Below are 19,827 nucleotides of genomic sequence, written 5' to 3' on the forward strand. Positions count from 1 at the left end.
CTTCAACATAAAACTCCAAGCAGAACCCAGAACCCATAACTGCCAACAGCGAACCCAGCCATGAATGCAACCCCGACCGTCCCCGGCGACCTGCCACAAATCGTCAGACAGGCCCTTGCCGAAGACATCGGCAGCGGTGACATAACTGCTGCATTGATAGACGCCAACACAAAGGCCAGGGCCACTATCGTATGCCGCGAAGCCGCGGTCATCTGCGGTTTACCCTGGGCGGAAGAGGTCATTAAGCAACTGGATGGCGGCGATATCACGCTGCAGTGGCTGCAGGCCGAGGGCAGTGAAGTCAACGCGGATGAGACCATCGCCCGCTTCAGTGGGCCTGCGCGCGCGCTGCTCAGCGCTGAACGTTGCATGCTCAACTTCCTGCAGACACTGTCGGGTACGGCTACGCTCAGCCGTGAGTATGCGCGGCTGGTGGCACACACCTCATGCCAGCTACTGGATACCCGGAAAACCATTCCCGGGCTGCGCACGGCACAAAAATACGCTGTCGCCGTGGGCGGCTGTGCCAACCATCGCATGGGCCTTTACGATGCCTTTCTGATCAAGGAAAACCATATCAGCGCCTGCGGTTCCATCACTGACGCTGTTGAAAAAGCCCGGCGCCTGGCACCGGGCAAACCCGTTGAGGTGGAAGTGGAGTCCTTTGCCGAGCTCAGTGAAGCACTGGATGCCCGCGCCGATATCATCATGCTCGACAATTTCAGCATCGCCGATATGCGGGACGCAGTACGACGCAACGCCGCACGCGGCAACGCCCGCAGTCGCCTGGAAGCATCCGGTGGTATCACTCGCCAGAGCCTGGTAGAAATCGCCGAGACCGGCGTTGATTATATTTCAATTGGTGCGCTGACCAAGGACCTGAAAGCCATTGATCTGTCCATGCGTTTTGACCGACTGCAATAGTCCCCGGCCCGGGCACAAAAAAGGCGAGCACCCGGCTCGCCTTTTTTGTGTTGATTTTGAACTTTGCGACAGCGCCCGGATTCAGTCCTTTGGCGGCACGATATTGACGGTGTGCATGGTGCCACCGGCATAATCGAGCGGGGCGTCACCGGCAGGAAAGCCAGTAATCTGCAGAATATGAGCAAGAATCGATTCATACTCTGCGTCCATCAATGAACCAGGCATATCCGCGGGCATGGTGACCAGTATCTCTTCAAACAGGTAAGCCAGCGGCTGATTATTACGATTGGACAGGGTGCCGCGATAAAAGTCAGCGTTATGGCACGCAGAACAGCGCTGTTCGAACAGCGGTTGGCCCGCCTCGGCCTGCTCTACCGTGTATACACCATCTTCGATGGTCTTGGGCTGTGCCGCAGCACTGCAAGCCACAACCGCCGATACTGCAGCGGACATCAAGGTCAATTTGATTCTATTCATACGCTTTCACTCCGACACCCTCTGGTGCCCACAACTGTTAATCAGATACTGCTTTAAAGCGACGTTGTCAGGATAGATCAAACCGCCTTAATGCTGGCTTAACGGTATCTGCGTCTGTTCAAGTGGCGCTAATGTATCAAAAAAAATCAACACAAACCACTGGCCAGGCACCCCGAGCCGGTATCCTCTGTCCAGATCACCGAGCCGCCACCGACTTCGCCATTAAGCACATAGGTATCTGTGGTCGCGATTCCGGCATAGGCGCCCGTGGGTGTCACCGTCACCTGAAAGGTCTCATCGGTCAGCGCAATTGCCACTGAGTCCACCTCGGCAGATGTTGACCAGCCCGGTTGCGCGGTAATGCTCCCGCAGCTGTCCACGCCGCGTGACTGCACGCACAGATCAACCGCCGTCTTCGCCGGCGTCGCTGCTACCACCACTTCGGCAAATTTGGCGCGCGCAGCATAACCCTGATAGGCCGGCAGAGCTACCGAAGCGAGAATGCCGATAATGGCAACCACCATCATTAATTCAATAAGCGTAAAGCCGTGACTGCGCGGCACCGATACAGACGACGGTGTATGTACCGGCGCTATCGTATCGATCCGCCTGTTGCTGCCCCAAACGTTAATGACTGAGTCAATTCTGACCATGGTTTGTCCTCCCTGGACCTGAAGCGGGCGTCCTGCCCTGTTGATCAATGCAGGCAAAAACTGCACTGCACACCTGTGCTGTTCCCTATTCTGTATAGCAGACCGATGGCACAACTGCTATATAACCTCCACAGGCTGAAACAGGAGTCGTTGAAATCATGTTGCCACAGGGACTGGCAGAAACCCTGGTCGATTCAGGGCTGCTGTTGGCAGACCAGGCGGAGGCCGCACTGGTCATGGCACAACAGGAGAGCATACCCTTTGTTACCTTGCTGATCCGGCGCGGCATGACCGATAGCGGGCGCCTTGCGGCGACCATCGCGGACTGTTTTGGTTACCCGTTGCTTGACATCGACGCCATCGATATCAATGCCTGCCCAGCAGACGCACTGGATCGCGGTTATCTGCAAAAACACCGCGTGCTGCCCTTGCAGCTGCCCGCCACAGATGCGGCAAGCACCGCTCTTTTGGTGGTGTTTGCCGACCCCGCCAGTCTGCAGGTACTTGATGACATCCGGATGCAAACCGGACGCGATGTCAACGCTGTGGTGGCAGATGGCCCCAGACTGTGGCAGCTACTCGACCATGTGTTGACAGAGACTACATCCGGTAACTCTCCCAGCGACGCGGTGTTGCGCGAAATCCATGCCGACGATCACAGACAGAATGGAATCACGGCACTGCTCGACACTGCGAACAACGCTCCTGCGAACAGCCCTGACAGTCGGACGGATGATGCGCCACTGGTACGGTTTGTCGACAATGTGCTGCACGACGCAATCTGCCGGCAGGCGTCAGACATCCATATCGAACCCTTCGAGACCTCTGTCCGGATTCGTTGCCGCGTTGATGGCAGTCTGCGGGAAATCATTCGCCCACCGGCAAACCTGGCGCCACGCATCATTTCCCGCATCAAGGTAATGGCTGATATGGACATCAGTGAGCGGCGTCTGCCACAGGACGGCAGACTCAGAATGACGATAAAAAACGGGAATCATCATTCTACTACCAGGCACGGTACCCGCATTGTCGATTTCCGGGTCAGCAGCATGCCCACGCTGTGGGGAGAAAAAGTGGTGCTGCGCCTTCTGGACAGCTCGGCGTCATGTAAAAACATGGATGACCTGGGCTACGACCCCGGTCAGCAAGCGCTGTATCGGGCGGCGCTGCAGAAATCACAAGGCCTGATTCTGGTGACCGGACCCACGGGTAGCGGAAAGACCGTGTCGCTATACGCCGGGCTGGATCTGATCAATACCCAGGAACGCAATATATCAACGGCGGAAGATCCGGTAGAGATTCAGTTGGACGGCATCAACCAGGTGGCAGTCAACAAACGAAGTGGCCTTGATTTCGCTACGGCCCTGAAAGCATTCATGCGACAGGATCCGGACATCATCATGGTTGGCGAGATCAGGGATCAGGAAACCGCTGACATCGCAGTCAAGGCCGCTCAGACCGGTCACCTGGTGTTATCCACGCTACACACCAACAGCGCCGCCGGCAGTATCGTCCGTCTGCTGAACATGGGTGTGCCGGCCTACAATCTGTGCGGCTCGCTCAGCCTCGTCATCGCGCAACGGCTGGTGCGCCGCCTTTGTCCTGCCTGCAAGGCACCCGCCGCTGCCAGCCAGGAGCAATTACGTGCTGCCGGTATGACCGCCGCGCAGTCAGTCGACGCCCGCTTATTTACACCCGTTGGCTGCAAGCATTGTCACCAGGGGTTCAGCGGACGCGTGTGTGTCGCCGAAGTATTGCCGATGTCGACTGAAATCAACCAACTGATTCTGGATGGCGCGAGTGCCAGTGACATTGCTGACGCAGCCCGGGCCATGGGGCATCTGTCACTGCGTGAATCTGCGCTGACCCGGGTTGCCCGCGGCGAGCTCTCTCTCGCTGACGCGGACAGACTGACACTGTGATGACTGACGGCGCAGGTTATCGCTGGCAAGGCACAGACCGTCACGGCAATCACCAGCGTGGACACATGCTGGCGGCGAATCCGGCACAGGTCAGGGTCAACCTGCATCAACAGGGCATTAATGCGACCCGGGTGACTGCGAGCAAAGCGCCAACCCGGGCCCGTACGCGGCGCCTGCCCGGGCCCGGTTCGCGGATCAGGGCCAGGGATCTGGACCTGCTCACTCAGCAGACAGCAAGCATGATCAAAGCCGGCCTGCCCTTGTTACAGGCACTGAATATTGTGGCTGCCGGTACGGAAAATCAGCGCGCAAGGCAATTACTACAGGCACTACATGAAAGAGTGGCAACCGGCGCTAGTTTCAGTGACGCACTGGCTGAACACCCGCAGTACTTTAACCGACTGTTCATCAGCATGATCACCATCGGCGAACAGTCCGGCACCGTTGATACCGCACTACAACGAGTGGCGGCCTGCCAACAGCGGGACGCCGCCATCATCCGTCAGGTGAAAAAAGCCATGGTCTATCCACTGACAGTTCTGTGCACTGCCGCGATAGTGACTGCCGTGCTGCTGGTAAAAGTGGTACCCCAATTTGCTGCCACTTTTGCTGATCTGGGTGCCCCCTTACCGGGCCTGACCCAATCAGTGTTGACGCTGTCGGATATTGTCATCCGCTACGGTTGGCTGTGGCTGCTGTCGTTTATCGTCGGGGGGTTGTGTTGTATTCACCTGATACGCAAACGAGCCGGTGTCCGGCTGCTCTGTCACCGGCTGCTGTTGCGGACTCCTGCGCTCGGCCTGTTGCTGCGTAACGCTGCGCTGGCCCATATCTGCAGAACTCTCGCCACCACGATTGCGGCCGGACTGACGATTGTCGAGGCATTGCAATTGAGCGCAACTGCCGCGGGTAACCTTGTCTACCAGCAGACCTGCCTGGATGTTCTCTACGATGTCGAGCAGGGACAGTCACTGGGCTTCTCCATTCGCAAGACCGGCTTGTTTCCGGTTATGATTACGCAATTGACCAATGCTGGCGAGGAATCCGGCACGCTGGACACCATGCTGGAGAAGTGCGCTGATCACTACGAAGACAGTGTCAATGATCTGCTTGATGGCCTGACGGGGTTGCTGGAACCGGCAATCATGGCAACACTGGGTCTGCTGGTGGGTGGCTTGATGGTGGCCATGTACCTGCCGATTTTTCGCCTGGGCGCTGCCCTGTAACAGTACTTTGATACAAACACGGTAAAACAACGGGGTAATTCAATGGCAACATTAGTAGAGCTGATGCAGGGGTCCGCAGCGCTGACGGCGGCACTGGCAGGACTGCTGGGTTTGCTGGTAGGCAGTTTTCTGAATGTGGTGATTTATCGCCTGCCCCTGATGTTGCAACGCGAATGGCGAAGTCAGTGCCTGGAATATCTGCAAGTGGATCCGAAAAAAGTCAAAACCGCTGACCCGGTCGCCGGGCATGAAACGTTTAACCTGCTGAAACCGGATTCACATTGTCCGGTATGCCAAAAACCGGTCCGGCCCTGGCAGAACATTCCGGTGTTGAGTTATCTGTTGCTGGGTGGCCGCTGCAGCCAGTGCCAGACGAAAATACACTGGCGCTATCCAGTCGTTGAAATCCTGACTGCACTGCTTTCCGCTCTGGTCGCCTGGCAATTTGGCGCTACCTGGGCCTGTCTCGCTGCCCTGGCCTTTACCTGGAGCCTGGTCAGCCTGACAGTGATTGATATCGACCATCAGTTACTGCCCGACAATATTACCTTGCCCCTGTTGTGGCTGGGACTGCTACTCAGCGTCACCGGATTTGGCACCGGCGTTACACCTGCAGACGCCCTGCTCGGCGCCAGCATCGGTTACCTGAGCCTGTGGAGTATCTACTGGGTCTTCAAATTGCTGACTGGCCGGGAAGGTATGGGTTATGGTGATTTCAAACTGCTGGCAGCGATCGGCGCCTGGCTGGGCTGGCAACAGTTGCTGACGGTGATTATCCTGTCTTCGCTAACCGGCGCCGTTATCGGCATCACATTGGCAGTCATTGCCGGTCGTGATAAGAACATTCCGATGTCGTTCGGGCCCTATCTGGCAGTTGCCGGATTTATTGCCCTGATCTGGGGCGATGCCATCAGCAATACCTATATCTCCATGCTGGTGACGCGCTGATGCACACACGTCAACCCCTGATCATCGGCGTCACTGGCGGCATTGGCAGTGGCAAGACCGCTGCTACGGATGCGTTCGCGGCACTGGGCATCACCGTCGTTGATGCCGACCTGGTGTCGCGTGACGTGGTGCAGCCCGGTCAACCCGCGCTGGCAGCCATCGCCGAACATTTTGGCCGAACCATCCTGCTGGCCGAAGGCAACCTGAACCGAAAGGCGCTGCGCGAAATCATCTTCCGCGAGCCTGCGGCCAAACAATGGCTCGAGGCCTTGCTGCACCCATTGATACGTCAGGCAATAATCTCCCGGCTGCAGCAAAGCGACTCAGCCTACACGCTGTTGTCGTCTCCCCTGCTGCTGGAAACCGATCAACAGACACTGTGCAGCCGTGTGTTGGTCATTGACGCACCGGAGTCATTGCAGCTTGAGCGCACCGTCGTGCGCGACAACAGCAGCCCGGACACCATCAAGGCTATCATGGCCAGCCAGTTCAGCCGCCAGCAGCGACTCGACAAAGCTGATGATATCATCGTCAATGATGGCGACCTGCTGGCTTTGCACAACGCCGTGCAGACATTGCATAAAACCTATCTTGATATGAGTAAAACTGATTCCCATGAGTGAGCGCACCCTGAAAGTGAATTGCCCGACCTGCAAGGAAATTGTGACCTGGCATGAAAAAAATGCATTCCGACCATTCTGTTCGGAGCGTTGCAAATTGATAGATTTCGGTGAGTGGGCCAGCGAGCGACACAGTATTGCCGGCGAGCCAGTGGACCCGGAAGACCTGCCACAGCTCAGCGGTGGTCGGCACTCCGATGACTAGGCATGACGGCGTCAAACGGATTCATGTCGCCGTTGGCGTCATCCTTGATGCTCACGGTCAGGTTCTGGTTGCCAAACGTGCCGATCAACAACACCTTGGCGGCCTGTGGGAGTTTCCCGGTGGCAAGGTCGAAGTTGGCGAGACGGTGCAACAGGCGCTCAGCCGGGAACTCAAGGAGGAAATTGCCATTAACGTGACGCAGTCACGTCCCTTGTGCCGGATAGAACACAATTACCCCGACAAAGCGGTGCTGCTGGATGTGTGGATTGTCGACCGTTTCACCGGCACGCCAACCGGCCTGGAGAATCAGCCTCTGCGCTGGCTGCCGACCTCACAGCTTGATACAAAAGAGTTCCCGCAGGCGAACCGGCTGATCATCCGACGCCTGCAATTGCGCGACATGCTTGCCATTGTCAATATTCCTGCGCCACCCTCCACACCGATTCGGGTGGCGGGCGACACATTGCTGCGACTTCGGTGCCAGCACAAGAACCACTACCAGGATTACCTGTCTGCGGCGCATAAGATGTTGCCGGAGCTCGCGCATACCAGTGCCGGTGTCATCGTCGACCTGTCAGCGACCGATATCAATGCTGATGGCCGAATTCGCGACGACCTGCTGGCTTTACCGGGGTGCAAGGGGCTGCACGCGCATGGCGGCCTGCTAGGCTGCCTTTCTGCAAGACCGGTGCCGGAGCACCTGCTGTTCGGGGTTTCCTGTCACTCGCGCGAAGACCTGGTGCTGGCAGCGGCACTGGACGCGGACTACGCGCTCCTGTCCCCGGTGAAAGCAACTGCCAGCCATCCTGGTACAGCGCCACTGGGCTGGAATACATTTGCCGACATGGTACGGGAATCAACGGTGCCGGTTTATGCCCTGGGCGGCATGCAGACGCCTGATCTGATCATTGCCAGGGCCAGCGGCGCACGGGGAATAGCCGGCATCAGTCTGTTTAGCTGCGATACGATGCGTTGATACGGACATACTCTTCTGACAGGTCTGCAGTCCATACCTGTTCGTTGACATCACCGCGAGCCAGTTCCACGCGCAGACATATATCTTCCTGGGTCATCACTGCCTGTCCCATTTCCTCACGGTAGCCCGGCGCCAGGCCACCCTTTTCAACAATACAGACATCATCCAGATACAGATCTATGCGCGATACATCCAGGTCTGGTACACCGGCACGACCCACCGCCGCGAGAATTCTTCCCCAGTTAGGATCGGACGCTGACAACGCGGTTTTGACCAGAGGTGATTCGGCAATCGCGTAGGCGACCTGCAGACACTCTGCGGTATTGCCCCCGCCACGCACATCTACGGTAACAAACTTTTTTGCACCTTCGGCATCGCGAATAATCAGTTTCGCAAGATCCAGAACCAGTTCGTGCAAGGCATTGCGGAATGCGACATATAACCCTTCATCTGCCTTGTCGATTCTGATACCGCTTTTGCCCGTGGCGGTCAGTACGCAACAGTCGTTGGTTGAGGTGTCGCCGTCGACGGTGATTCTATTGAATGACTGTTCTACGGAAGACATTAACAGTTCCTGCAACAGGCCCTGATCAATTTCTGCGTCGGTACACACAAATGCCAGCATGGTAGCCATATTTGGCTTGATCATGCCTGCGCCTTTGGTGATACCGGTAATAGTGATGAACTGTCCATTATGGGTCACTATCGCCGACACACCTTTGGGCCGGGTGTCTGTCGTCATGATGCCTTTGGCAGCAGCCAGCCACTGATCATCCTGCAGCGCAGCCAATGCGGCGGGCGCAGCAGCAGCGATTTTCTCCGCCGGCAACCGCTCGCCGATGACACCCGTGGAAAAAGGCAGCACCTGTGTCAGGTTAACGTCTGCGCAGTCGGCCAGCGCCTGACAACAATGCAATGCATCGGCCATGCCCCTGTCACCGGTACCGGCATTGGCATTCCCGGTGTTGACCAGCAGGTAACGCACATCACCGCCATTGCCAGTCAGATGTTTCCGGGCCAGTACCACAGGTGCCGCACAGAACGCATTGCGCGTAAAAACGCCTGCCGTCCGGCTGCCTTCGGCCAGCTCAAACAACACCAGATCGAGCCGGTTCTGGTACCGTACTCCGGCACTGACAGCTGACATTTTGATGCCCTTTACCGGCACCAGGTTGCCGATGTCCTTTTTTCCTGTCGCCATATTTTCACCCAACCCGTTTATCAGCTCAGTCGACCGTGACAATGTTTGAACTTCTTGCCAGAGCCGCAATGGCAGGGATCATTTCGTCCCAGCTTGGGTTCTTCCCGGACAAACGGTGCGCCGTTATCCTGTTCATTCTGGCCACCCTCTGCATTGCCCCCGGCAGTCTCTGACTGCATGCCCGATGCTTCAGCATGTTGATATTTGATCTTTTCCTTGGCCCGCTCCGCATCGCGTGCGCGCTCAATGGCATCAATTTCTTCCGGCGAGCGCACTTGCACATGACTGAGGAAACGGATGACATCGTGCTGCAGACGCGACAGCAAGCTCTGGAACAGGGCGAAAGCCTCCCGTTTGTATTCCTGCTTCGGGTTCTTGCCCGCGTAACCACGCAGGAATATGCCTTGTCGCAACTGATCCATTGCCGCCAGGTGTTCCTTCCACAAGGTATCCAGAATCTGCAGTACAATCTGCTTTTCCAGCAGAGCCATTTTTTCGCCAACGGTCTCACGCTTCCTGGCATAAGCGTCAGTCAGCTCCTGCCTGATCTTTTCGCGCAAGGTTTCCTCGTACAGCTTTTCATCTTCTTCCAGCCATGTCTTGATCGGCAGATGGATGGCGAACTCAGCCTCCATTGCCTGTTCCAGCCCGTCGATATCCCACTGTTCAAAAATACTTTGTGGTGGGATGTGGCTGCTGATGACTTCATCCGCCACTTCGTTTCGCATACTGGAGACCAGTTCACCGATGTCGTCGCTGGCCATGACCTGATTGCGCTGCTGGTAGACGATAGTGCGCTGGTCATTGGCAACATTGTCATATTCCAGCAACTGTTTACGGATATCAAAGTTGCGACCTTCAACTTTACGCTGTGCTTTTTCGATCGATTTAGACACCATGCCGTGCTCAATCGCCTCGCCTCGCTCCATACCCAGTTTCTGCATAAAGCTTTTCACGCGGTCGGAGGCAAAGATACGCATCAGACTGTCTTCCAGCGACAGATAGAATCGCGAATAACCCGGGTCCCCCTGACGTCCTGAGCGGCCCCGCAGCTGATTATCGATACGCCTGGACTCGTGTCGTTCAGTACCAATAATATGCAGACCGCCAGCCTCCAGCACCTGATCGTGGCGCTGCTGCCAGGCATCCTTGGCCGCGGCGATCTGCTCGGGCGTTGGATTGTCCATGGCCGCCACTTCCGATTCCCAGTTTCCGCCCAGCACAATATCCGTGCCCCGACCCGCCATATTGGTGGCGATGGTAACGACACCGGGTCGCCCAGCCTGCGCAATAATAAACGCCTCTTTTTCATGGAATTTGGCGTTCAATACTTCGTGCTGGATCTTTTCCTTGTTCAGGAACTTAGACAGCATTTCCGAGGTTTCGATAGAAGCGGTACCGACCAGGATTGGCGCGCCTTTGGCACTGAATTCCGTAATATCGCTAACAATTGCCTCGAACTTCTCTTCCATGGACAGGAACACAAGGTCGTTCTTGTCGATTCGTTGCATAGGCGTATTCGGCGGTATTACAACCACATCAAGATCATAAATCTGCTTGAACTCGAATGCCTCGGTATCGGCGGTACCGGTCATGCCGGACAGTGTATTGTAGAGACGGAAGTAATTCTGGAAAGTGGTGGAGGCCAGAGTCTGACTCTCACTCTGGATCTCCAGTCCTTCTTTTGCCTCAATGGCCTGATGCAGACCCTCTGACAGGCGTCGCCCTTCCATGGTACGGCCGGTATGCTCATCGATCAGCACAATGCGGCCGTCCTTGACGATATATTCAACGTCCTTGTGAAACAGGTAGTGTGCTTTCAGCGCCGAGTGAATATGGTGCAGCAGTCCCAGATTGGCGGCGGAATACAGACTCTCGCCCTCGTTCAATAACTTGCGCTGGGTCAGCAGTTCTTCCAGGTGCTCATGACCGGATTCGGTCAACTCGACCTGTCGGGTTTTTTCATCAACCATGAAATGCCCGGACTCGACCTTCTCTTCACGCTCCAGCGCCATAGTGGGACTCTTTTCTTCCGGCGCTTCACCACGCTCCAGTCCCGGTATCAGCTCATTGATGGCCAGGTACTGTTTGGAGCTGTCCTGCGCGGCCCCGGAGATGATCAGGGGCGTTCGCGCCTCATCAATCAGAATGGAATCCACTTCGTCGACGATGGCAAAATTGAGTTTGCGCTGCAACTTGTCTTCAATACGAAACGCCATATTGTCGCGCAGGTAGTCGAAGCCAAATTCATTGTTGGTGCCGTAGGTGATGGAAGCGTTATAGGCTTCCTTTTTTTCGTGCTGCATCTGGCCACCGACAATAACACCAACGGTCAGCCCCAGAAATTCGTACAGCGGCCGCATCCAGTTGGCGTCACGACTGGCAAGGTAGTCGTTGACGGTAACAATATGGACACCATTTCCCGACAGCCCGTTGAGGTAGGCGGGCAATGTTGCCACCAGGGTTTTACCCTCACCGGTCTTCATTTCGGCAATATCACCCTGATGCAACACAATGCCACCGATCATCTGCACATCAAAATGACGCAAGCCCAGTGTCCGTTTACTTGCTTCGCGGACAACAGCGAAGGCTTCCGGCAACATTTTATCCAGAGACTCCCCTTCGTCAAAACGTGCCTTGAATTCGACTGTCTTGGCACGCAGCTCTTCGTCAGACAGCGACTGCACACCGTCCTCAAATGTATTGATCTGCCTGACGATTTTATGCAGCTTTTTGAGTTTGCGAGAGTTGCTGCTGCCAAATATTTTACTGAAAAACTGTAAGCTCATGATGACCTGTTATGACTGAATAATAAAACATACGGAACCATGACGACCTGATTGCAGTCGTCAGCTATAAAGCATCGGGGAGACGTGCGTTAGCGGTGGGTGCGACGTATATAAGAGGCCGGGTCGACGACACGGCCGTTTTTATAGACTTCAAAGTGAACGTGGGGACCAGTGGATCGCCCGGTGCTGCCGATCAGTGCGATTGCCTGCGCCTGATTGACAATCTCGCCCTGCTCTACCAGTAACTCCTGGGCATGGGCATAACGTGTCAGATAGCCATTGCCATGATCGATTTCCACCATCAGGCCATATCCGGCGCGCGTGCCCGAGAAAGTTACGACACCGGTACCGACACTGATAATATCCTCACCGGCAGCGCCGGCAAAGTCGATGCCGTTGTGCCAGGCCATGCGTCCGGTAAACGGATCGGCTCTGCGCCCGAAACCTGATGACAGCCAACCGGTATTGACCGGGCGACCGGCGATTTCAGCCTCCTGCTCGAGCTGTTGGCCGTTGATCAGTCCGGAGACGGTTTCAAGCTGATTGCCGCGCGCCTCGATTTCCTGTTCCAGACGCGTGATCGCGCGGATAAAATCGGGCGGCTGCATTGAATTGCCATCATCCAGCAGCAAACCGCCAACGCCAGGCGTCTGCTGACTGAAGTTGAATTCGGCGGGATCCAGATTGGCGACCTCGGTCAGTCGCAGACCCAGGGCATCCAGGCGCAGCAGCCGTGCCTGCAGGGTGGCCAGCCGCTGGGTCAGCGCCTCGACCTGTTGCTCCGCATTCTGCCGAACTTCGGCCAAAGCAAGCGCCTGCTCGTCAAGCTGCTGTTCCCAGCCCTCGGCGGATTTCTCACTGACGATATGATTGGCGGTGTTGGCCAGGGCCAGGTGGTAACCCATATAACCCAGCGCCACCGGGGCGCCGAGCAGACACAGCGACAGCAGGCCCTTGAGCCAGCCTTTGATCACAATCGTGCGACTGTGTCCGTAACGCTGATTAACCAATATGAGCTTCATAAGCCAGGCCTGCCCCGTATCGCTGCGCTTCGGGGTCTCCGTCAGGCAGCCAGTCCGGGCTTGAGATAAGAAATGGGTACCTGGGATTCGGAGTCAAAACTGACCATCTCCCATGCATCCCGCGTCGCCTCCAGCGTGCGCAACAGATTATTGTTCAGCGCATGTCCGGACTTGTACCCGTTGAATTCACCCAGCAGGCTGTGCCCAAGCAGGTACAGATCACCGATTGAATCCAGAATTTTATGCTTCACGAACTCGTCTTCATACCGCAGACCATCTTCGTTCAGCACCTTATAATCGCCTACCGCGATGGCGTTGTCCATACTGGCACCTAACGCCAGGTTGCGATTGCGCAGTTCTTCAAACTCATGCATGAAACCAAAGGTACGCGCCCGGCTGACTTCCTTGACGAAGGAAGTACTGGAAAAATCGATGGTTGCCGACTTGGTGTAGCGACGATAAACCGGATGATCATACAGCAGAGTATAGCTGACCTTGAAGCCATCAAAAGGCTCCAGACTGACCGTTTTATCGCCATCTTTCAGATGGATAGGCTTCAGTATCCGGATGAACTTCTTGGCAGCGTCCTGCTCCTCGATACCCGCTGACTGGATCAGAAACACAAAAGGCCCGGCGCTGCCGTCCATAATGGGCACTTCCGGCGCGCTGACTTCAACGTAGGCATTATCAATACCAAGACCCGACATCGCCGACATCAGGTGCTCGATCGTTGATACCCGCACACCATCCTGGATCAGTGTCGTGGACAGGGTAGTGTCGCCGACCAGGTGTGCCAATGCCGGTATGTGCACATTCGGCTCCAGGTCGGTGCGCACAAAAATGATACCCGTATCAACCGGCGCCGGCCTTAACGTCAGATAGACTTTAGTGCCGGTGTGCAAACCCACACCAGTGGCACGGATGACATTTTTGAGAGTACGCTGTTTCAACATAGTTGACATGAATCCCGGAATAAGCGGCGCGCAGGGGATTTACCCCTGCACAATGCGCTAGATGATAGCAAATATCAGTTGAGAACCCAAACACTGAATTGACCGTGCTCAGGCCCCAACCGCCGTGGTTACAGCCGTTTTTCAGTCTGCCTGGCGGCGCAGAAACGCCGGAATATCCAGGTAGTCCATGCTGTCTTCAGCACCCACTGCCTTGGCGAACCCACTGTTTTGCGGCATGGTATGCGAACTGGCCGCGGGGCGTGGGCGTGCTGCCGTTGCCGCCGGTCGGTCCACGGGCCGATAATTACCACCAGCAACCTGCGCCGAACGGGTATTGTCAACGACCTTGGTGGGGCGCTGTTCAGCAGCACGTACTTCGCCCAACCCGGTTGCGACCACTGTTACCCTGATTTCATCACCCATTTCCGGATCGATCACGGTACCAACAACAACTGTCGCATCGTCAGAGGCAAATTCGGAAATGGTGTCACCCACTTCAGAAAACTCGCCCAGTGACAGGTTCTCACCAGCCGTAATGTTGACCAGAATGCCGCGGGCGCCATGCAAGTTCACATCTTCCAGCAGCGGGCTGCGGATCGCAGCCTCAGCAGCTTCCCGGGCTCGTGACTCGCCGGTCGCGTAACCGGTTCCCATCATGGCCATACCCATTTCCGACATCACCGTGCGCACGTCAGCAAAATCCACATTGATCATGCCCGGACGAATAATCAGGTCAGCGATACCTTTGACCGCACCCAGCAGCACGTCATTGGCCGCTTTGAAAGCCTCCAGCAGGGATGCATTCTTGCCCAGCACCGCCAACAGTTTTTCATTGGGGATGGTGATCAGGGAATCTACGTGCTGAGACAACTCCTGAATGCCCTGGTCTGCAATCAGGGAGCGCTTTTTGCCTTCGAACGGAAACGGTCGGGTTACCACCGCCACCGTCAGTATGCCCAGCTCTCTGGCTACTTCAGCAAAAATGGGTGCGGCACCGGTACCGGTACCACCGCCCATGCCGGCAGTGATGAACACCATGTCTGCACCACTGAGGATCTCTGCGATTTCTTCCCGATCCTCCAGGGCTGCCTGGCGCCCGATCTCGGGATTGGCACCGGCACCCAGACCTTTGGTAACGGTACTGCCCATCTGCAGCAGAGTTTTGGCCTGCAGATTGGTCAGCGCCTGAGCGTCGGTATTGGCGCAGACAAACTCTACGCCTTCAACGTGATGACTGATCATGTGCCGGACGGCGTTTCCGCCGCCACCACCAACACCGATAACCTTGATGACGGCACTTTGTGGAATACTATCTAGAAGTTCAAACATACGGCCCCCTGTCATGCCTTGGTTTTATTGAAACGTTAATTAATGTATTTACTCTTGCAAAATTTACGGCTCAAAAGTTCTCTTTCAGCCAGTTCTTTACCCGTTCTACGATACTGATCTTTGGTTCCTTGACGGTCACCGGGTGATGACTGCGCTCCTGCTGTTGCAGTTGACGCATGCCGTACAGCAGCAAACCGACACCCGTGGAATAAATCGGATTGCGCACGATGTCCGCCAGGCCCTTGACGCTCTGCGGCATGCCAATACGTACCGGCATATGGAAGATCTCCTCAGCCAGCTCTATGACACCTTCCATTTTGCTGGTGCCACCGGTCAACACGATCCCCGCAGCCAGCAGGTTTTCATACCCGCTCCGCTGCAGCTCAGCCTTGACCAGAGTGAATAACTCGTCATAACGCGGCTCGACTACTTCGGCCAGCGCCTGGCGCGATAGTTCGCGAGCTGGTCTTTCACCGACACCTGGCACCTTGATCATCTCACCGGCACTGGCCAGTTGCGTCAATGCACAGGCGTACTTGATCTTTATTTCATCCGCGTTATCCGTTGGCGTGCGCAGCGCCATGGCAATATCATTGGTCACCTGATCGCCGGCGATAGGTATGACACCGGTGTGGCGGATAGCGCCTTCGGTGAAGATAGCGATGTCTGTCGTGCCACCACCAATATCCACCATGCATACCCCAAGCTCTTTCTCGTCCTCTGTCAGCACGGCATAACTTGAAGCCAGTTGCTCCAGGATTATTTCCTCTGTCTGCAGCCCGCAACGCTTTATGCATTTTTCGATATTCTGCACAGCATTGATGGCACAGGTGACCAGATGCACTTTGGCTTCCAGACGCACACCTGACATTCCCAGGGGCTCTTTCACGCCCTCCTGGGAATCAATAATGTATTCCTGCGGCAGGATGTGCAGTACACGCTGATCGGCGGGTATGGCGACTGCCTGTGCCGCATCAATCACCCGGTCAATATCCGCGCGCGTTACTTCCCGGTCACGAATCGCCACGATGCCGTGTGAGTTCATACTGCGAATGTGGCTGCCGGCGATACCCGCGTAAACCGAATGTATGCGGCAACCGGCCATCAGTTCCGCCTCTTCTACTGCACGCTGAATAGACTCGACTGTGGATTCAATATTCACCACTGTGCCCTTCTTCAGACCGCGCGATCGATGGCTGCCGATACCCACAATATTGAGACTGCCATCGGCCTTTACCTCGCCCACAATGGCAACCACCTTGGACGTGCCGATATCCAGGCCGACAATCATGTTGCTGTTATCTGGAGCGCTCATAAGTCACACCTGCTCTCACCGACGGGCCACAGAATCTGTGGTCACCGTATTTTTACTGACTGAAAATCCATTCCCGTACCGCAAGTCAATCGTGCGTGCATCTGCCAAATGGTCCTGTAATCCACTGCGGTAAACCATAATCAAACGATCCAGCCGTGCCATGACGTCGTCACGACCCAGACGCAACACCGGACCGCCATCTACTGCAATTGTCCAGCTGCCACGCTGACTCAGGCTCACCGACGCTGGTGTCATGGCAAGCGCCGACAAGACCTCTTTAAACGTCTCGTACCGGGACAACACCACAGCCTCTGAACCTGCCGGCCCGCTCAGTGCCGGCAGCGCTGTTTCAGACCCGCGTGGCGGTGGCGTAAAAATCTCACCGGCGGCATTGAGTAGCGAAGCCTCTCCCCAGCGCGCGATTGGCTGCTGCTCACGTATATTGATCACCAGCACATCCGGCCACACCCGGCGCACGGTAGCGTGCGCGACCCAGGGATTCAGCTCCAGCTCATCGCGTAAATCCTGCACATCCACACCCAGGAAACCTGACTCCGTGTAACGGGCCAGCAATGTTCTGACCTCATGTTCTGTCACGCGATGCAGCGGCGAATCCAGCCTGACGGTGTTGATCTCCCGGTTCACCACGGGCCGGCTTATTTCCGGCAGATTCAATGCCGGCAGGCTGTCCGCCAGCGTCGCCATATAATCCGCCGCTACGCCACGATACTGATGAACGGCAACGCCACCCGCACCTGTCAGGATCAGACCCAGCAAAACAAACCGCAGTACGCCGCCAGAACGTTTCTCTGCCGCTGCATCGGGTACTGTGTGCCGCGCCTCAGCACGCAGCGGCGCGAAATCCATCGGTACGTCCGGGCCGTCGTCATAGGCCGAAAATGTTGTTCTGCTTCGGGAATCGCTCATGATGATTCGCCGGCGGCGCCTCCCTGCAGAATGTGTAAAACCAGAGCCGGAAAATCCAGACCTCTGCTTGCCGCCGACACTGGCACCAGACTGTGGTCTGTCATGCCCGGCACTGTATTAAGCTCAAGCAACCAGAATTCACCATGTTGATCCTGCATCACATCAACCCGACCCCAACCCTCGGCGCCCAGAATGGTGAACGCACGCAGGCAAAGATCAGCCAGTTCTGCAGTTTTCTCACGGGTCAGCGGTGCCGGACAAAGGTAGCGGGTGTCACTGGCCACGTATTTGGCATCGTAATCATAAAACTCATGACTGGTGCTCAGCTCGATTGCCGGGAACGCCTCGCCGTGAATGACCGGCACGGTAAACTCGGCACCACGGATCCGTTGCTCCGCCATGACAGCGGTATCATACATACTGGCCTTCTGGTAGGCGTGCTGGAGTGCTGCGGCATCAGACGCCATCGACATGCCGATACTGGATCCCTCATGCGCAGGCTTGACCACCACCTCACCCAGATCATCAATCAGGCCTTGCCAGTCAATGTTGTCGTGTAACAGGCTGAATCTTGGCGTAGGCAATCCGCTTGCTGCCCATAACTGCTTGGTCTTGACTTTATCCATGGCCAGCGCAGATGCCAGCACACCGCTGCCGGTATAGGGGATATGCATCATCTCCAGCAATCCCTGCAGCTTGCCGTCTTCACCGCCACGGCCATGCAAAATATTGAATACGCGATCTATTTTTTCGGCACGCAGCTTCTCAGCAAGATCAGGACCGACGTCGATACCGACCACATCAAGACCCTGACTCTGCAGCGCCGTGAGCACAGCCTTACCACTGAGCAGCGATATTTCACGCTCGGCTGAATCGCCACCCATTAGCACAGCGACGCGCTCCGGACTGGCCATTGAATTCTTCTCACTCATCACAGTAACCCCTGTGCGGCCAACGTACGCGCCAGGGCACCCACACTACCGGCCCCCTGGGTAATCACGATGTCGCCGTCTTTCGCCAGATCTTTCAGCACCCCACGCACATCCGCTTCATCTTTGACAAAAACCGGGTCCACCTTGCCTCGCAATCGGATGCTGCGGCATAAACTTCGCGAATCGGCACCCGGTACCGGATCTTCCCCGGCGGAGTACACGTCAAGCATCAAAAGAACATCGACTTCGGAGAGAACCCGGACGAAGTCGTCATACAAATCCTTGGTTCGGGAGTAGCGATGCGGCTGATAGATCATCACCAGTCTCGCCTCCGGCCATCCGGCACGCAGTGCAGCCACTGTTGCAGCGACCTCGCTGGGATGGTGCCCATAGTCATCAAGCAGCATTATCTTGCCGTCCGCGATCGGAAACTCACCCTGAATATCAAAGCGTCGACCCACGCCGGCAAACTCGGCCAGACCTTTACAGATTGCTTCGTCAGCAATGCCTTCGTCGGTAGCAACTGCGATGGCAGCGGTGGCATTCAATGCATTGTGGCGCCCCGGGATGCTGAGACTGATATGCAGCGGATCACGACCATCCGGACGGTAGACATCAAAGTCGGTAAACTGCCTGTCCTGTCGCAGGTTTTCGATGCGATAGTCAGCGTGCGCGGAGAAACCATACGTCAGCATGGGCCGCGATATCCGTGGCATGATTTCCGCAACCACAGGATCATCGACACACAACACCGCCAGTCCGTAAAAAGGCAGATTGTGCAGAAATTCGACAAAGTAGCTCTTGAGCTTGTTGAAGTCGCCGTCGTACGAACCCATATGATCAGCGTCAATATTGGTGACCACCGCAACCATGGGCTGCAGATGCAGGAATGAAACATCGCTTTCATCCGCCTCACAGACCAGATACCGGCTCTCACCCAGGCCCGCGTTGGCGCCGGCGCTGTTCAATCGACCACCGATGACAAACGTCGGCGCCAGTTTAGCTTCGGCAAAAATAGAAGCCACCAGACTGGTTGTTGTGGTTTTGCCATGCGTGCCGGCGATAGCCACGGCGTGGCGGTAGCGCATTAACTCCGACAACATCTCGGCACGTGGAATGATGGGTTTCGCGGACTGTTTGGCCGCCACCAGCTCCGGGTTGTCGTCACGTACCGCACTTGAATACACCACCACATCGGCACTGGCGATATTGTCACTGGCGTGCCCGATAAATATCTGCGCACCCATGCCCGCCAGACGGTCCGTCACCACTGACGACTTGATGTCAGAACCGGTAATCCGGTATCCCTGGTTTAGCAGAACTTCGGCGATACCGCACATGCCGGCACCACCAATGCCAACAAAATGGATGGTCTTGATGCGACGCATCTCCGGCACCTGGTAATAAC

The 19,827-nt window shown here is 56.2% G+C and carries 18 protein-coding genes; 7 read left to right on the plus strand and 11 right to left on the minus strand.

The genetic code is table 11. The features are described from left to right. Positions 1-60: 60 nt before the first annotated feature. Positions 61-924 carry a carboxylating nicotinate-nucleotide diphosphorylase gene (nadC, locus tag ENH71_RS15190; RefSeq protein WP_294130584.1) on the plus strand — a complete coding sequence of 288 codons (864 nt, stop codon included), beginning with the start codon at positions 61-63 and terminating at the stop codon, positions 922-924. A gap of 81 nt (positions 925-1,005) precedes the next feature. Here the strand turns inward: nadC and ENH71_RS15195 are convergent, their stop codons facing one another. Both ENH71_RS15195 and ENH71_RS15200 read right to left on the minus strand, forming a co-directional pair. After that, complete coding sequence (locus ENH71_RS15195) at positions 1,006-1,401, minus strand: c-type cytochrome (protein WP_294130582.1); 396 nt, start codon at positions 1,399-1,401, stop codon at positions 1,006-1,008. A 146-nt stretch (positions 1,402-1,547) separates the two neighbouring features. Then, positions 1,548-2,054 carry a pilin gene (locus ENH71_RS15200; RefSeq protein ID WP_294130580.1) on the minus strand — a complete coding sequence of 169 codons (507 nt, stop codon included), beginning with the start codon at positions 2,052-2,054 and terminating at the stop codon, positions 1,548-1,550. A gap of 158 nt (positions 2,055-2,212) precedes the next feature. On the opposite strand from ENH71_RS15200, the gene pilB reads away from it, so the two are divergent. Genes pilB through ENH71_RS15230 form a run of 6 tightly spaced genes read left to right on the plus strand, consistent with a single transcriptional unit; the run spans position 2,213 to position 7,951 of the window. Beyond that, complete coding sequence (gene pilB / locus ENH71_RS15205; RefSeq protein ID WP_294130579.1) at positions 2,213-3,976, plus strand: type IV-A pilus assembly ATPase PilB; 1,764 nt, start codon at positions 2,213-2,215, stop codon at positions 3,974-3,976. Further along, positions 3,976-5,202, plus strand: coding sequence for a type II secretion system F family protein (locus tag ENH71_RS15210; protein ID WP_294130578.1), 1,227 nt, complete (start codon positions 3,976-3,978; stop codon positions 5,200-5,202). The genes pilB and ENH71_RS15210 overlap by 1 nt, the downstream gene beginning before the upstream one ends. A 42-nt stretch (positions 5,203-5,244) precedes the next feature. Then, the gene (locus ENH71_RS15215; RefSeq protein ID WP_294130576.1) at positions 5,245-6,150 is read left to right on the plus strand and encodes a prepilin peptidase; all 906 of its coding nucleotides are present in this window, start codon (positions 5,245-5,247) and stop codon (positions 6,148-6,150) included. Beyond that, complete coding sequence (coaE, locus tag ENH71_RS15220; RefSeq protein ID WP_294130575.1) at positions 6,150-6,773, plus strand: dephospho-CoA kinase; 624 nt, start codon at positions 6,150-6,152, stop codon at positions 6,771-6,773. The genes ENH71_RS15215 and coaE overlap by 1 nt, the downstream gene beginning before the upstream one ends. Further along, positions 6,766-6,975 (plus strand): DNA gyrase inhibitor YacG, encoded by a 210-nt coding sequence (yacG, locus tag ENH71_RS15225; RefSeq protein ID WP_294130574.1) that lies wholly within the window; start codon positions 6,766-6,768, stop codon positions 6,973-6,975. Before coaE ends, yacG begins: the two co-directional genes overlap by 8 nt. Continuing rightward, complete coding sequence (locus ENH71_RS15230) at positions 6,968-7,951, plus strand: Nudix family hydrolase (protein ID WP_294130572.1); 984 nt, start codon at positions 6,968-6,970, stop codon at positions 7,949-7,951. Before yacG ends, ENH71_RS15230 begins: the two co-directional genes overlap by 8 nt. Here ENH71_RS15230 and argJ read toward each other — a convergent pair. From argJ to murC, 9 genes are all read right to left on the minus strand, one after another. After that, the gene (argJ, locus tag ENH71_RS15235) at positions 7,929-9,152 is read right to left on the minus strand and encodes a bifunctional glutamate N-acetyltransferase/amino-acid acetyltransferase ArgJ (protein WP_294130570.1); all 1,224 of its coding nucleotides are present in this window, start codon (positions 9,150-9,152) and stop codon (positions 7,929-7,931) included. The two genes, ENH71_RS15230 and argJ, sit on opposite strands and share 23 nt — an antisense overlap. Positions 9,153-9,172: 20 nt before the next feature. Next, the gene (gene secA, locus ENH71_RS15240; RefSeq protein WP_294130568.1) at positions 9,173-11,941 is read right to left on the minus strand and encodes a preprotein translocase subunit SecA; all 2,769 of its coding nucleotides are present in this window, start codon (positions 11,939-11,941) and stop codon (positions 9,173-9,175) included. An 89-nt stretch (positions 11,942-12,030) separates the two neighbouring features. Next, positions 12,031-12,963: a M23 family metallopeptidase gene (locus tag ENH71_RS15245; RefSeq protein ID WP_294130566.1), complete on the minus strand. Its 933-nt coding sequence runs from the start codon at positions 12,961-12,963 to the stop codon at positions 12,031-12,033. A 41-nt stretch (positions 12,964-13,004) separates the two neighbouring features. Next, entirely contained in the window at positions 13,005-13,916 is a 912-nt protein-coding gene (gene lpxC, locus ENH71_RS15250) for a UDP-3-O-acyl-N-acetylglucosamine deacetylase (protein WP_294130565.1), read from the minus strand. 141 nt (positions 13,917-14,057) lie between these two features. Then, positions 14,058-15,245, minus strand: a complete 1,188-nt coding sequence (ftsZ, locus tag ENH71_RS15255) for a cell division protein FtsZ (protein WP_294130564.1) — start codon at positions 15,243-15,245, stop codon at positions 14,058-14,060. A gap of 70 nt (positions 15,246-15,315) precedes the next feature. Then, positions 15,316-16,560, minus strand: coding sequence for a cell division protein FtsA (ftsA, locus tag ENH71_RS15260; RefSeq protein ID WP_294130562.1), 1,245 nt, complete (start codon positions 16,558-16,560; stop codon positions 15,316-15,318). Positions 16,561-16,575: 15 nt separating this feature from the next. Next, entirely contained in the window at positions 16,576-17,487 is a 912-nt protein-coding gene (locus ENH71_RS15265) for a cell division protein FtsQ/DivIB (protein ID WP_294130560.1), read from the minus strand. Beyond that, the gene (locus tag ENH71_RS15270) at positions 17,484-18,419 is read right to left on the minus strand and encodes a D-alanine--D-alanine ligase (RefSeq protein WP_294130558.1); all 936 of its coding nucleotides are present in this window, start codon (positions 18,417-18,419) and stop codon (positions 17,484-17,486) included. Before ENH71_RS15270 ends, ENH71_RS15265 begins: the two co-directional genes overlap by 4 nt. Then, a complete protein-coding gene (gene murC / locus ENH71_RS15275; protein ID WP_294137935.1) occupies positions 18,419-19,807 on the minus strand; it encodes a UDP-N-acetylmuramate--L-alanine ligase in 1,389 nt (462 codons plus the stop codon). Before murC ends, ENH71_RS15270 begins: the two co-directional genes overlap by 1 nt. Positions 19,808-19,827: the final 20 nt, after the last annotated feature.

This window comes from Pseudohongiella sp., from assembly GCF_011050365.1.
In the GTDB taxonomy this organism is placed as follows: domain Bacteria; phylum Pseudomonadota; class Gammaproteobacteria; order Pseudomonadales; family Pseudohongiellaceae; genus Pseudohongiella.